This window comes from Vibrio sp. V31_P5A7T61 (assembly GCF_009904895.1).
Classification (GTDB): Bacteria; Pseudomonadota; Gammaproteobacteria; order Enterobacterales; family Vibrionaceae; genus Vibrio; species Vibrio metschnikovii.
In genome coordinates, this window is sequence record NZ_WXWI01000029.1 from 288,405 (window position 1) to 303,210 (window position 14,806).

Below are 14,806 nucleotides of genomic sequence, written 5' to 3' on the forward strand. Positions count from 1 at the left end.
AAAAGATGGAATCGACCCCTATTCGCGTTGGTATTAGCGCTTGTGTACTCGGTGAACCGGTTCGCTTTGACTCTGGGCATAAAGTAAGCAACTTTGTTACCAAAGAGTTGGCCAACTTCTTCGAATTTGTTTCCGTTTGTCCCGAAGTCGGTATGGGGCTACCAGTGCCACGACCAACCATACGTTTAATGTCGAATAATGAACGCATCGCCTTGGTGGAAACAAAAGATGCCAGCCGCGATCATACGGCGGCCTTACTCAATTATTCCGAGCAGAAAATAGAGCAGCTGCAATCTGAACATTTATCCGGCTATATCGTGTGTGCTAAATCGCCGACCTGTGGCATGGAAAGAGTCAAAGTCTACGGTGAACGAGGCGGCGCTGAAAAAAATGGCGTCGGGTTGTACACGCAACAATTAATGCAACGGATGCCTTGGTTACCGGTTGAAGAGGATGGCCGATTAAATGACCCTGTGCTGCGAGAAAATTTTATTACTCGCGTTTTTTGTTTAAATGATTTTTACCAATCGCTTGGCTCACAGCCAACGGCAGGCAAAGTCGTAGAATTCCATTCGCGTTATAAACTCTCTTTAATGGCTCATCATCCGATGTCCTACAAAGCTTTAGGGCGTTTAGTCGCGGAAGTGACCAAATATCCGACCGACACCTTTATTGAGCAATATCGCTTAGGCTTAATGCAAGCACTTACTCACCGTATTAGCCGCAAAAATAATACTAACGTGCTAATGCACATCCAAGGTTATTTTAAACGCTCTTTGACCGCACAACAGAAAGCCGAGTTAGCGCGAGTGATTGATGAATATCGTCAAGGTTTATTGCCTCTGCTCGCGCCTTTAACGTTAATTAAGCACTATTTATCCATGTATCCTGATGAGTATCTTAGTCAGCAGCGTTATTTAGATCCCCACCCACAAGCATTGAGATTACGTTATGGATTATGAGGCGAAGCACTATGCGATTCGTGAAGTTGCGGAGTTAACCGGCGTTAAGCCTGTAACGTTACGTGCTTGGCAGCGTCGCTACAGCTTGTTGCAACCTTTACGTACCGAGAAAGGGCATCGGCTGTATACCGAACAGGATATTCAGACGATCCAAACCATTCAGAGCTGGTTATTAAAAGGCGTCTCGATTGGCAAAGTAAGTCAGTTGTTACACAACAATCAGCTACCGGAAAGTGAGGTGCTGGACCCGGGTGGAGAGCTTGAAGCGTGTTCGGCGTTACTGGACGCGTTGGCTAAATTGAAACGAGCCAAAGCCGCGAATGTGATTGCCACGGTAATGAAAGAATACCCTTTGGATATTATTGAAGCGCAGTTTGTGTTGCCGGTGATTGAAGCTCTGGAAAAGGTCAAAGGACCATTACGCTCGCTGCAAAAGGGGCTGTTTAGCAGCCTGATGCTCAGTAAATTATCGAGTATTCTCGAATCGGAAAATAAAGCGGCGCATCGTGGTCCTTGTTTGTGTATCAGCTTTGATGGACACGGTAGCATTCTTGCTTGGCTTTGGGCGGTAATGTGGGCTGAAAAAGGCTATCAAGTGACGTTTATTGAAGGCGTTGACGATATGAGTGGCTTGCTCCAGCACGAAAGTTTGCACGACTGGCAAGGAGTGAGTGTGTTTTCACATCGAAGTTTAGCAGAAGCGCAGCGCTCTGCGTTGGCTCAGTTGAAAACCCAACTGCAGGATCACTTGGTCTTATCCAGTGTTTTGGATGTCTTAACCCATCAGGAGAATGAGTCATGAAACTGGTCTGGTTGCGCCGAGATTTGCGCGCGATAGATAACACAGCATTACAGCAGGCGATTGCCAGCGGTGAATCGGTTTCGGCCCTTTTCGTGGCCACACCTCATCAGTGGCAACGTCATGACTTGGCTCCGATCCAAGCAGATTTCATTTATCGCCGTTTGTTTACTTTGCAGCAAGAATTAGCGGCATTAAATATTCCTTTATTTTACAAACAGGTTGATGACTATCAACAAGCAAGTCAAGTGGTCAGTGAATTTGCACAAAGCTTGTCGGTCAATCAAGTGTTGGTCAATCGCGACTATGAATGGAATGAACAGCAGCGGGATAGCCAAACTGAACAGGCATTAAGTACGCTCGGGATTGATTGGTTAGCTTGTGATGATAAGTGTCTACTTACGCCTGGGCAGGTATTAAATAAACAAGGCGAGTATTTTAAAGTCTTTACACCTTTCAAACGGGCATGGTTGAGTCGGTTTACACCGCCAGTCATCGTTTCAACTCCAACTGCTGCGGTGAACCCGTTACTGGCTTCTGAACACAACGCGTTGTGGAATGAGAGGCAAGACTTTGCTTATCCACGAGTATCGAGTGATCAATGGCCCGTAGATTTTGAAACCGTTCGCCACCAATTACGTCAGTTTTGCCAGCAATCGATCGATGATTATCATCAGCAACGTGATTTCCCGGCTCAGGAAGGCACGAGTCGGCTTTCTCCTTATCTGGCGATTGGCATGCTCTCGGTGCGGCAATGTATGGCGCGAATGTATGCGCAATCGCAATCCGCCCTGTTATCTTCTGGCGCGGAAATCTGGTTGAGTGAATTGATTTGGCGCGAGTTTTATCAGCATCTATTGGTGTTTGAAAGTAAATTATCGAAAGGCAAAGCTTTTCATTCATGGGGTGATCGACTGCAATGGTCGGATGATAAGCAAGCTTTTGCTCGTTGGTGTGAGGGTAAAACTGGCTATCCGATTGTCGATGCGGCGATGCGGCAATTAAATCAAACCGGTTGGATGCATAACCGATTAAGAATGGTCGTAGCGAGTTTTCTGACCAAAGATCTGCATATCGATTGGCATTGGGGAGAGCGCTACTTTATGCAGCAATTAATCGATGGTGATTACGCTGCGAATAATGGCGGTTGGCAATGGTGCGCTTCCACCGGTTGTGATGGTCAGCCCTATTTTCGAATTTTTAACCCGATTACTCAAGGTGAGCGGTTTGATCCCAGCGGGCAATTTATTCGTCAATGGGTGCCTGAACTGGCCAGTGTGCCTACTGCCTATATTCATACGCCTTGGAAATGGCCTGGTGTTAAGTCTCTGTTATATCCTTCACCGATGGTTGATCATAAAGTAGCAAGAGAAGTAACCTTACGTCTCTACAAAGAAGCAAAGGATAATCCTATTGATGTTGCGTAACGGGTTTCTCATCGGTTTACTCTGGTTAAGTGGGCTCGCCTCTTTGCAAGCGGCAGTCTATGACTTGCCTAAAGAGGGCAGTCGCCTAGTCGGGCGGATGCATTATCATGAAGTGCAAGAAGGACAAACGTTGGCGCAGATAGCAGGCCAATATGATGTCGGTTTTCTGGCTTTAATGGCGGCCAATAAAGGCGTCGACCCGTTTCTCCCCCAAGCGGGTTTGGTGTTGACGATTCCTTCACAGGTCATTTTACCTGAGGTTGAGTATCAAGGCATTGTGGTCAATCTTGCCGAGTTGCGTTTGTATTATTTTCCACCTAATACTCAGCAGGTGCATATTTTCCCGGTTGGAATTGGTCGAATTGGCCGTGATACGCCAGAAATGACCACACAAATCAGCCAAATGCGCCGTAACCCAACTTGGACTCCGCCGCAGTCAGTGCGTAATGAGTATTTGCAGCGTGGTATTGAGTTACCCGCGGTGGTTCCTGCCGGTCCAGATAATCCGATGGGTAACTATGCAATGCGCTTAGCCTATGGTTCAGGAGAGTATCTGATTCATGGCACTAACAAAGACTTTGGGATTGGCATGCGCGTGAGTGCGGGCTGTATTCGCATGGATCCTAAAGACATTGAGTGGCTTTTTCACCAAGTGGATCGCGGGGTAAAAGTGCGGATCATCGATGAGCCGATCAAAGTCACGCTGGAGCCTGATCGCAGTGTATACCTTGAAGCTCATGAGCCTCTAACCCGTAGTGATGGGAGTAAAAAATCCCTTGATTTGCCGGTTGAGTTAACTTGGTGGCTGAGCGCCTCTCATCATTCTGACGCACGTGCTCGAGCGGCCATTGCTGCGCAAAATGGTTTCCCTGTACAGGTGGTGGCCCCATCGGTCAGTGATGATTGGTGAGAATCATTTACCTTTGTGATTATCCTAATTCATATTTTTGTCACATATTTGTAATAATGTGCCTTCCGCCAATGGGATAGGGTTACCTAAAATCGTGGTTCCTGTGCTATAGTCCGGCCCGGTTATGGCCATGCAGCCTGTTGCGAACTTGAGTTTTTCCTTGGTTTCGACTCACAACCTATCCATGAGTCAGAGTATTCCACTACGATAGGAACAAGTAAATTGCAGGCTAGGGCGTGTTGATTTTTAGCTGAAAAAATAAACATCGCTAAAGGTAAATTCGCCCTAGGGACATCTTCTCTTGTTCTATCCCAAATGATTTGGCGATAGAGGCTATAGCCACAACGCTATCCGATAGCATCGGTCATTTCTGTTGATGTAAAGGAGCCTATTGTGGCCCAGAAAGACCCGCTTTCGCGCACGCTCAACAGCAAAAAGGAGCGCAACCACCCACTTGTGGTGTGCTCCTTTTTACATTTTAAAGGGTAAACAGCGTGAGTTAACCATCGCTTATTCCACCCATTAAATCAGCCTAAGGCGCACAACAACGGTTGAGATACGTATCTTTGTGGACGTGAGCTATCGAATAGACTATCCCATTAACCCTCAATCATCATGGAGGATGAAGAGCATATTATGATGAGGTTGTATGAATCATTTAATTTCAGTTGGGGCACTGGAGTCCTTTTTAGTGGCGATCAGCGTGCTGTTTTTAGGCCACTTTGTTAATGCCAGGCTGCCGATTTTAAATAAATTCAATATACCAGAGCCGATTGTCGGCGGTTTAATTGTTTCATGCCTGATCAGCATGCTGCATTTTTATGGTATGGATTTAGAGTTTGATTTACCGCTGCAAAATACCTTTATGCTGATGTTCTTTGCCACTGTTGGCTTGGCGGCGAACTACACACAACTTATCAAAGGCGGGGCCAAGGTGTTTCTGTTTTTGGCCATCGCGTCGTTTTATATCATTATTCAAAATGGCATCGGTGTCTCGATGGCGACTGCGTTAGGCTTGGATCCATTAATGGGCTTAGTGGCAGGGTCGATTACGCTTTCTGGCGGACACGGTACTGGTGCCGCTTGGTCGCAAACTTTCCAAGAGATGTATGGCCTTGATAATGTGCTTGAGATAGCCATGGCATCGGCTACCTTCGGTTTGATCATTGGCGGCTTAATTGGTAGCCCGGTGGCCCAGCGTTTGGTAAACAAACACAATATGGAATCTGTGTATGGTCGAAGCTCTAAAACCCATGAACGGCACCCTGAAATCATCACCTACAACGAAAATGAAGAAGATAAAGTCACCGGAAAAAAGGTGGTTGAACAACTGTTCTTTTTGATTGTTTGCGTGGTTGGAGCGCGATACGTTTCACAATGGGCAAGTACTTTAGAAATCCAATGGCTGATGATCCCTGATTTCGTTTATGCCTTGTTTATCGGTGTGATCATCACTAACGTACTCGAAGTGACGAAAGTTCGTAAGCTCGATACTGAAACCATCGACATGCTGGGAACCGTCTCGCTGTCCTTATTTTTGGCGATGGCGTTGATGAGTTTAAAGCTGTGGAATGTGCTCGATTTAGCCATTCCATTTTTAATTATCCTCACTGTACAATCCATCGTCCTCGCTTTCTTTACCTACTACGTGACTTTTAAATTCATGGGTAGCAATTATGATGCTGCGGTGATTGCTGGTGGGCATTGTGGTTTTGGCTTAGGAGCGACACCAACGGCAGTGATGAACATGGGCTCGATTGTCAATCGTTATGGCCCTTCACCACAAGCCTTTATGGTCGTGCCGATTGTCGGTGCGTTTTTTATTGATATTGTTAACCTGATCGTTTTGCAAGGGTATATCAGCATCTTTGGTTAAGTCTCGTTTCGAGACGATGACTGAGGTTAGCGTTTTAATAGCCTTCAATAGAAAGGAAGCCCAAGTCGCTAAACGCCGCTTGGGCTTTCTTTTTTCCTTTCTCTTTTTCCGCCATTGTTCATATCTTCTTTCTACCTGCAGATCCAAGTTGTTTGGCTATAAGCAACCTTTTTCAATCATGATTCTGTGTGAGGGCTGATGCTTGTCTGTTTCTCAAATTACGAGAATTAATGGCGATTAATTTGCTTTTTATTCTTATTTTTTGGGAATTTAACGGCAATTGGTTCTAGAAATACAGGCTATTGCTAGGCACCCTGCCAAAGTACCCATTTCAATTAGGGAATCACCGAAATCATACATGCAGTTGAGAGGTAACATGAATCAGGTTATTGCTATTGGTCCACTAGAGTCTTTTCTAGTGGCAATCAGTGTGCTTTTTTTAGGGCGTTCTATTAATTTTCACATCCCGATCTTGAAGAAATTCACCATACCAGAGCCGATCGTCGGTGGTTTGGTGGTTGCCAGCGTATTGACCATATTACATTTTAATGCGGTAGATATACGTTTTGATTTGCCGTTACAAAACACCTTTATGTTGATGTTTTTTGCTACCGTTGGCCTTGCCGCTAATTACACTCAATTGGTTAAAGGCGGTCTCAAAGTCTTTTTATTTTTGGCTGTCGCTTCTGTTTTTATCGTTGTTCAAAACGCCGTAGGCATTTCATTAGCGACTTTGCTTGGGTTAGATCCGTTAATGGGGCTGATTGCGGGTTCGATTACCTTGTCAGGCGGTCATGGGACCGGAGCGGCTTGGGCACAGACTTTTCAAAATGTCTATGGCTTAGATAATGTGCTCGAAATTGCCATGGCTTCTGCGACTTTTGGCTTAATCATTGGTGGGATCATTGGCAGTCCAATGGCGAAAAGATTGATTGATAAACATCATCTACAATCTGACTACGGTATTGGCAATCAAACTCATCAACGTTTTCCTGAGCTTGTCACGTACAACGAGCATGAAGAAGACCGTGTGACTGCTAAAAAAGTAGTCGAAAGTTTAGCTACGATTTTACTGTGTGTCACAGGGGCACATTATGTTAGCCAATGGGTGGCACATTTTCAGATCGCTTGGTTAATGGTTCCGGATTTTGTTTATGCGCTCTTTATCGGTGTTGCTATCACCAATCTGTTGGAGGTGAGCAAAATGGGTAAGATCGATACCGAAACGGTCGATATTCTAGGCACTGTATCGCTGTCATTATTTCTCGCAATGGCGCTGATGAGCCTTAAGTTATGGAATGTGTTTGATCTTGCGCTGCCCTTTTTAATTATTCTTAGCGTTCAATCGGTGATATTAGCGCTGTTCGCGTATACGGTGACTTTTCGAATAATGGGCAAAACTTATGATGGCGCGGTGATGGCAAGTGGCCATTGTGGTTTTGGCTTAGGGGCGACACCAACGGCAGTGATGAACATGGGGTCGATAGTCAACCGTTATGGACCTTCTCCCCAAGCTTTTATGGTCGTGCCGATTGTCGGGGCCTTTTTCATTGATATTGTGAATCTGATCGTTTTGCAAGGGTACATCACTCTATTGCGCTAATGTTGATTATCCCCTTTCGAGTTAAAGCGGTAGCGTTAAGTCGGAAAGGGATAAGTTCGGTAATGCTCTCTCGATGACGATTAATGCTTTTGTAGGGTGATAAATCAGATTTTACTGACTATTCATTTTGCGCATCTCTAGGTACGATAACCAGATACCATTTGATACTCTCACCGTTAGTGACTGGCGAAAAGGTAGGTATCAGCAAATGGGTTTGGTTGATCACGCGAGGAGTTGGTTAATTAATCGACGATCACGCTAAGGTTAAGTCAGTAAATCGAATCTTGTTCTATACTTATGCATATTGTTCATTACCAAAATATGTGTATTTATTTGAGCGCTAGAGGTTGTGATGCTTGGCTCAACGGAATCAATCAGCGGTCGTCATTCGCAGGATAGTAAGCAGCACATAGCGGGAGGAGAGGAGCATGCATCGTCAGTGGCTTAAAACAGCAATTACCCTGCTGTTGCTTACTCTGTTAGTCGCTTGTAGCCAAGAAGAATTAGAGCGTCTGGCTGATAGACCGACGTTCTCTTTTGAAGGTAAGTACGATAATCAGCATAATCAAGATATGTTGCTCTTCAAAGACGGTGAAGTGGCGTTTGAGTCGAACGGTACTCGTTTGTGGCAACGCAGTTTTATTGTTAAAGATAATCAATTGGCGATACAGTTTCGGCAAAGTTCGAAAGAGAAGCGGGATGATTTAGTGATGCGTATTCACGGTGGCGGGGAAGTTTTAACCTGCAGTGCGTGTGCGTTGTACCAGATGAGCCATGTCTGGGTACGTTTAGATGCTGATCCACAAAACAACTAACGGCAGTGTATGGTTTAGCGGTATTACCGTAAATGCTGGTCGTTGATCAATAAAAGCAAGGCAGAGGATTTGATGATCATCATCCCTCTGCCTTGGTTTATTGAGCGTTGCTAGCGGTGTCGATGACAGTCTTCAACACCATAGCAATATTGAGACAAGATTAGGTAAATAGTCCTTGGTTGAGCAGTAGGTGCACAGCAATACTCGCTACGTAACCCAGCATGATCACCGGAGCCCATTTTAAGTGGCCGACAAAGGTGTATTTACCGTGTGCTGCCCCCATTAAAGCCACCCCAGCCGCTGAACCAATAGAAAGTAAGCTACCACCAACGCCCGCAGACAAGGTAATTAATAACCAGTTGCCGAGCGACATCTCCGGTTCCATACTCAATACCGCAAACATAACAGGGATGTTATCGACAATCGCCGACAAGATACCCAGCGCAATATTTGCCCATACTGGATCCCACTGGGTATACATCAGCTCCGACATCAGACCTAAATAACCGAGCAGGCTTAGCCCGCCGACACACATCACCACGCCGTAGAAAAACAGGAGCGTGTCCCATTCGGCATGAGAAATACGTCGAAAAACATCGAAAGGAACCACAGAACCGAGACGTTTTAACGCGGCCTCATCATTTTTCGCCATCGCCATTGCGGCTTTTTTAGCTAATGAGCTGGCTAATGTTTTTCTGAGGAAATAACCAAAGAATTGTAAATACCCAAGCCCCATCATCATGCCAATCACGGGTGGGAAGTGGAATAGGGCATGAAAAGAGACGGCGGTTGCGACGGTAAAAATAAACAGTGCGACAATTCGTCGTGCGCCGCGTTTCATTTCTACCTGTTCATAAACCGCATCTGGCTGCTCTTTGGGTAAAAACCACGACATAATGAAAGCAGGGATCAGATAATTGACCACCGAAGGTACAAACAGATCCATAAACTGCATAAACGTGACATGACCAGCTTGCCATACCATGAGAGTGGTAATATCCCCAAATGGACTGAATGCCCCCCCTGCGTTAGACGCTAAGACGATATTGATACACGCCAGATTGACAAACTTAGTGTTGCTGCCACCGACTTTCATCACTACCGCGCACATCAGTAGTGCGGTGGTTAAGTTATCGGCAATCGGTGAGATAAAGAAAGCCAAAATACCGGTCAGCCAGAATAAGGTTTTAAAATTAAAGCCTTTACCGACCATCCAAGCTTGCAGCGCATCAAATAAGCGCCGCTCTTCCATCGCACTGATGTATGTCATGGCAACCAGCAAAAACAGCAATAGTTCTGCATATTCCAGCAAGTTATGTTCGAGCGCGGCTCGTGCAATATCAACATTACCATGCTGTTGATAGGCATAGCCAATCATCGCCCAAATCAGTCCGGCTGCAAGCAAAACTGGTTTCGATTTACGCAGTTGCAAATACTCTTCTAGCATCACCAGCGCATAGGCGAAGCAAAATAAAATTAAAGAGGCATAGCCAATCGTCGAATGAGTAAGTACAAGTGGTGCGTCATGGGTGGCATTACTTGCAGACGCGAGTTGCGGGATCAATAACAAGCCAAAACCGATCCACAGTCGATTCATTATAGGTACTCCAATAGTCAAAAACCGGCAGAGTGTACTGATTATTAGCTAAGTTGAATGTGAGATAGGTTATAAATGTTTAATTTGTTTTTCTTTTGTATCATTTTGTTAAATTTATCAATCGATAGCAGCATCAGCTTGATTATAAAGCGTTACGTTGCCTTTTCTTGCTAAAATGACACAATACCGATTAACGGCGCTATGAATGCCCAGAAAAGAGAAAAGTGATGGCTCGTCCTAAAATTCCTAGACACATTTGTGGTGTTCCTGCACAAACGTGTTTTAAACCTAACGGCATTCCGATGGCGCAATTAGAACGCGTCACATTAGCAGCCGATGAGTTTGAAGCGATCCGATTAGTCGATTACCAAGGTTTACAACAGCAAGAGGCGGCGTTGGTCATGGGCGTATCGCGGCAGACACTCGCCAATTTAGTCAAAGCGGCCAGACGTAAAGTTGCGGATTGTTTATTGCATGGCAAAGCACTGATGATGGCAACATCTTCTTCTGAATGAATCGTGGGTATGTTTTCTACCGTCATCGGTTTGATGTGAAGCAAAAGGTCGCCAGAAGTCTCCAACGACCTTAGCGTCGGAAGCGGTTATAGCGAAGGAAGTGGTCGATTTGCTCGGCAACGGAATGATTAAACAGCATGCTCGTATGAGTGGTCGATATTGCGATGTGATCTGTCATGCCAGCTATTTTGGTTTCTTCTACTGTCACTGTGCCATCGGAGTCCAGTTGATCACGCAGTAAAAGGCTGCGCAGACCTAAAGGTATTGTGCCGGCAATACTGCCAAGCTTTTGCGGATAGCGCCATTCGTCATGGTGTTGTTTTAAGCCAAATTCGGCAGAATTACCTAATGCTGCCCCTAAACCTAATTGCTCAATTTTATTGACGATCGAAGCACCTTGCAAAGGAGAGCCAATAGCAACGACATGGGAAACGGTATCACCAGAAGGCGTGCGTGATTCTAGATAACGTTTAATCACCAATCCGCCCAAACTGTGTCCGACTAAAGCATTATGGGAACCATGAGCGATCGCCCGGTCAAGACGGCGGAAAATAGTCTCATCATCAATGGCTAGTGAGTTGTAGCTAATGGTTTGAGTACGATAACCCAATTTATGCAGACGATGGCTCAGAGGATGCATTACCAAGCCATGCATATAAAGTCCATGAACAAGAATAATCTGCATTGCTTCCTACCTACCTATCTATTATCAGTTAACCTCATCACCGTTACTGTACATGATTTTCGATCAGTTAACCTCGTAAACAGGTTTGAAAATAGGTCACTTCGTGACTAGCCAGACGATAAACGGTGGCTGGCTTGCCACCTTTGCCTTTACAAGAGGCAGCCATTTTATTGGTACTGACGATCACTCCGGTATTGATCAAGCGGCGTTTAATGGTCATACGATTGACTTCGACGCCAAACTTGGCGTAGGCGTCAATAATGTCAGCCACTAAAAACTCTTTTTCTAATGAAAATAATACTACCGACGTGTATTCAACCGCAGCGCGTAATTTTTGCCATGCATGCTGAATTTGTGCGACATGATCAAAAGCCAGTGCCATTTCCCCGTTAAGTAGGGGAGGAAGATCAAACCAATTGGCTCGTTCGGGGTCGATGCCAAAATCTTCGATTTGTTTAACATTAGAAGCGTTTAATAAAGCGTAATGAGAAATGCTGACACTCCAGCCATTCGGATCGCGTTTGGGGTTGCCATCAACCAGCGGATCGCTGATAAAGTTGGGATAGGTATGGACTTTTTGCCGACAAATACGTCGTCTCGCCGCATCAAAATCCTCATCGACCGGTTCACCACCATGAGCGGTCATATCTTCGTCATAGACTATCCCACCGGGCAATGCCCATTTACCACAATCCGGCCGGTTCGGATTAGACCGTTTCACCAATAAAACTTGGATAGATTTTGGCGCAAGACGCAGGCAAATCATATCGATAGTGACAATCATAATGGGCTCTCTTATCAACAACGGGTCTATTCTAGGTAAGTGGATGATGATGGTCAAATGTAAATAACACTTTGTGACAAACATAATTTGGATAACAAACGTGCTGTGATTGTTGCTATAACTAGCGGGTTAATCTGCGTTGTCCCTATTTATAACGAGGTTAATTGGTGGGTGACTAGGTTTGTCACAAAAGTTGACAAACTTGCAAGGGTAATTTATTGTTCGCCAAAAGTTAGCAACACGTTGTTACTAACGTAATGACTGAATAAAACCGAACGAAAGGATGGCATCATCATGAGCGATCGCCTGTTTTCTCCTCTTTTTATCCGCAGTTTGCTGGATCTTGATGCCTATAAAATCAATATGATGCAGGCTGTTCATTCGTTGTATCCGGATGTTGAGGTGCGCTATGAATTGATTGTACGCAGCGATGAAGACATCAGTGGCTTATTAGAAGAAGTTCGCCAAGAAATCAATCATTTGGCTTCACTGCGTTTTTCGGATGCTGACATTGTTTATTTAGAGCAACATGCCCCACACCTTAATCACACTTTTTTACAGTCATTACGCTATTTCCATTTTCAACCAGAGCGTCAAGTGGAAATGGGGATCATTAAGCAAGAGGGCAAGCGCCAGCTACGCATCGCGATTCAAGGTACGTGGCGAGACACCATTTTGTATGAAACATTAGTGATGGCTTTGATCTCTGAAGTTCGTAGTCGTCGTCACTGGGCGCAAGTGCCCGCCGAGTTACCGATGCAAGTATTGGCTGATAAAGTGCAAGCTTTAAAAGCAGAAATTGCTCAGCGTGGGATCAGCAACTTCTCATTGACCGAAATGGGTACGCGGCGACGTTTTTCCAGCCAAGTTCAGCGAGATGTGATTGCTTACTTACAACAAGAAATTCCTGAGCAGTTATTAGGCACCAGTAATTATCATTTTGCTCGTGAGTTTAATCTCAAGCCGATTGGTACGATTGCTCATGAGTGGTTTATGGGCCATCAAGCGTTGGTTAATGTCGGAGACTCACAACGCGTTGCCCTTGAACAGTGGCTGCGCGCTTTTGATGGTCAGCTTGCTATTGCGCCAACCGACACCTTAAATATTGATGCTTTTCTCAACGATTTTAATGTCCATTTAGCGAAAGCGTATGATGGCGTGCGGCATGACTCAGGTTGCCCATTTACCTGGGGTGATAAGATGATTGCTCACTATGAGAAGCTTGGTATCGATCCTCGTAACAAGCTATTTATTTTCTCCGATGGGCTCAACTTTGCGCGAGCACTCGATTTGTGTGAATACTTCGCTGGCAGAGTGCGCGTTTCATTCGGGATCGGTACTTTCTTGACTAACGATCTCGCGGATTGGAAAAATGCGCAAGGCAAAGTCTATAAGCCACTGTCTATCGTGATTAAGTTAACGGAATGTTGCGGGCGACCCGTCGCCAAAATCAGCGATGAGCCACAAAAAGCGATGTGTGAAGATCCTATCTTCCTCGCCAATCTCAAGCAGCGTTTTAATATCGAGGTGGATATCGATGCGTTGATAGCCGAGCTGCAACAAAAAAAGCATACCAAACGACATTACATCGCCGCCGCTTAATTGAGTTCTATGTGCTAACCACTGTCTGTTTGATGGTGGTTTTTTCTTTTGTGGGCTGCTGACTATCAAATGCTTGCTATGATAAACAAACCTTTACCCCAAGAGCAGCATTGGGCATGATGAAGATAGTCTCGACATACTAAAAGAGAAGATTCAATCATGACTTATCACCCAATCAAAACCGCCGTTATTGGCTATGGCTACTCGGCAAAAACTTTCCATTTACCTTTTATTCAAAGTTTACCTGAACTGACATTGTGCGCGATCAGTTCCAGTCAGCAAGATGCGGTCGAAGCTGATTGGCCACAAGCTCAGTGGTATCAGGATGCAGAGAGTTTGTTAGATAACAGCGATGCTGAGTTAGTAATCATCACCGCGCCTAATGATGTCCATTTTCCTTTAGCAAAGCGAGCGCTAGAAAACGGTAAGCATGTGATTGTCGAAAAACCCTTTGTCACCAGTGTCGAAGAGGGGCGGGCTTTGATCGCTCTTGCCCATCAGCAAGGTCTGTTACTGAGTGTCTTTCATAATCGACGTTGGGATGGGGATTTCCTCACCGTGCAAAAATTGATTAAAGAGGGACGATTAGGTGAAGTTCGCCTGTTTGAGTCGCATTTTGATCGCTATCGTCCGCAAGTGCGTCAACGCTGGCGCGAGCAGTCACAACAAGGTGGTGGGATCTTGTTTGATCTTGCTCCTCACCTACTCGATCAAGTGCTGGTGCTGTTTGGTTTACCACAAGCGATTAACGCCCAATGCCGTATGATGCGCCCCGGCGCGCAGACCATTGATTACTTCAACCTCATCTTACACTATCCCGATCACCTGGTGCATCTGCACGCTAACCTCTATAGCCCAGAGCCTAATTTACGCTTTAATGTGTTGGGCACTAAAGCCAAGTTTGTTAAACAGGGCCTTGACCCACAAGAAGACTATTTAAAGCAAGGACGAGCACCTGACAGCCCCGAATGGGCAAAAGAAGACTTATATCTCTATGGGCAACTCTACAGTGAGCAAGGCTCAGAATTAATCGAGACAGAAGTCGGTGGTTATCAACACTATTTTAAAGCCGTGGCCGATGCGATTCGACTTGGCACCGATAATCCAGTTCCCGCAGAGCAAGCGCTACAAAACATCCAGTTGATAGAGATGGCGCTGCAAAGTAGCGAGACAGGGGAAACTGTGCGCGTTGAATTGCTATAATAAATCTTTAGCTTTTGTACATATTAGT

General features: G+C 45.3%; 13 protein-coding genes. 10 read left to right on the plus strand and 3 right to left on the minus strand.

The window, feature by feature from the left end:
- Window positions 1-5: 5 nt before the first annotated feature.
- The 7 genes from CAG58_RS07430 (at window position 6) to CAG58_RS07460 (ending at window position 8,392) form a co-directional block, all read left to right on the plus strand.
- Complete coding sequence (locus CAG58_RS07430; RefSeq protein ID WP_158137191.1) at window positions 6-962, plus strand: YbgA family protein; 957 nt, start codon at window positions 6-8, stop codon at window positions 960-962.
- Window positions 952-1,764 (plus strand): MerR family transcriptional regulator, encoded by an 813-nt coding sequence (locus CAG58_RS07435; protein WP_004396799.1) that lies wholly within the window; start codon window positions 952-954, stop codon window positions 1,762-1,764. The genes CAG58_RS07430 and CAG58_RS07435 overlap by 11 nt, the downstream gene beginning before the upstream one ends.
- Window positions 1,761-3,188, plus strand: coding sequence for a deoxyribodipyrimidine photo-lyase (gene phrB, locus CAG58_RS07440; protein ID WP_161425992.1), 1,428 nt, complete (start codon window positions 1,761-1,763; stop codon window positions 3,186-3,188). The genes CAG58_RS07435 and phrB overlap by 4 nt, the downstream gene beginning before the upstream one ends.
- Complete coding sequence (locus CAG58_RS07445; protein WP_161425991.1) at window positions 3,178-4,098, plus strand: L,D-transpeptidase family protein; 921 nt, start codon at window positions 3,178-3,180, stop codon at window positions 4,096-4,098. Before phrB ends, CAG58_RS07445 begins: the two co-directional genes overlap by 11 nt.
- Before the next feature lie 649 nt (window positions 4,099-4,747).
- Window positions 4,748-5,974, plus strand: a complete 1,227-nt coding sequence (gltS, locus tag CAG58_RS07450) for a sodium/glutamate symporter (protein ID WP_004396796.1) — start codon at window positions 4,748-4,750, stop codon at window positions 5,972-5,974.
- A 376-nt stretch (window positions 5,975-6,350) separates the two neighbouring features.
- Complete coding sequence (gene gltS, locus CAG58_RS07455) at window positions 6,351-7,577, plus strand: sodium/glutamate symporter (protein WP_158137193.1); 1,227 nt, start codon at window positions 6,351-6,353, stop codon at window positions 7,575-7,577.
- Window positions 7,578-8,005: 428 nt separating this feature from the next.
- Window positions 8,006-8,392: a hypothetical protein gene (locus CAG58_RS07460; protein ID WP_161425990.1), complete on the plus strand. Its 387-nt coding sequence runs from the start codon at window positions 8,006-8,008 to the stop codon at window positions 8,390-8,392.
- A gap of 160 nt (window positions 8,393-8,552) precedes the next feature.
- Here the strand turns inward: CAG58_RS07460 and nhaD are convergent, their stop codons facing one another.
- A complete protein-coding gene (gene nhaD / locus CAG58_RS07465) occupies window positions 8,553-9,989 on the minus strand; it encodes a sodium:proton antiporter NhaD (protein WP_004396793.1) in 1,437 nt (478 codons plus the stop codon).
- 227 nt (window positions 9,990-10,216) lie between these two features.
- Between nhaD and CAG58_RS07470 the strand changes: the two genes are divergently transcribed.
- Complete coding sequence (locus CAG58_RS07470; protein WP_161425989.1) at window positions 10,217-10,504, plus strand: DUF134 domain-containing protein; 288 nt, start codon at window positions 10,217-10,219, stop codon at window positions 10,502-10,504.
- A 70-nt stretch (window positions 10,505-10,574) separates the two neighbouring features.
- On the opposite strand, the gene CAG58_RS07475 is transcribed toward CAG58_RS07470, so the two are convergent.
- Both CAG58_RS07475 and CAG58_RS07480 read right to left on the minus strand, forming a co-directional pair.
- Entirely contained in the window at window positions 10,575-11,189 is a 615-nt protein-coding gene (locus CAG58_RS07475) for a PGAP1-like alpha/beta domain-containing protein (RefSeq protein WP_161425988.1), read from the minus strand.
- Window positions 11,190-11,256: 67 nt separating this feature from the next.
- On the minus strand, window positions 11,257-11,973 hold the full coding sequence (locus CAG58_RS07480; RefSeq protein ID WP_158145282.1) for an NUDIX hydrolase: 717 nt from the start codon (window positions 11,971-11,973) through the stop codon (window positions 11,257-11,259).
- Window positions 11,974-12,267: 294 nt separating this feature from the next.
- Between CAG58_RS07480 and pncB the strand changes: the two genes are divergently transcribed.
- Both pncB and CAG58_RS07490 read left to right on the plus strand, forming a co-directional pair.
- On the plus strand, window positions 12,268-13,575 hold the full coding sequence (gene pncB / locus CAG58_RS07485) for a nicotinate phosphoribosyltransferase (RefSeq protein WP_161425987.1): 1,308 nt from the start codon (window positions 12,268-12,270) through the stop codon (window positions 13,573-13,575).
- Between the two features lie 159 nt (window positions 13,576-13,734).
- Window positions 13,735-14,778, plus strand: coding sequence for an oxidoreductase (locus CAG58_RS07490; RefSeq protein WP_161425986.1), 1,044 nt, complete (start codon window positions 13,735-13,737; stop codon window positions 14,776-14,778).
- Window positions 14,779-14,806: the final 28 nt, after the last annotated feature.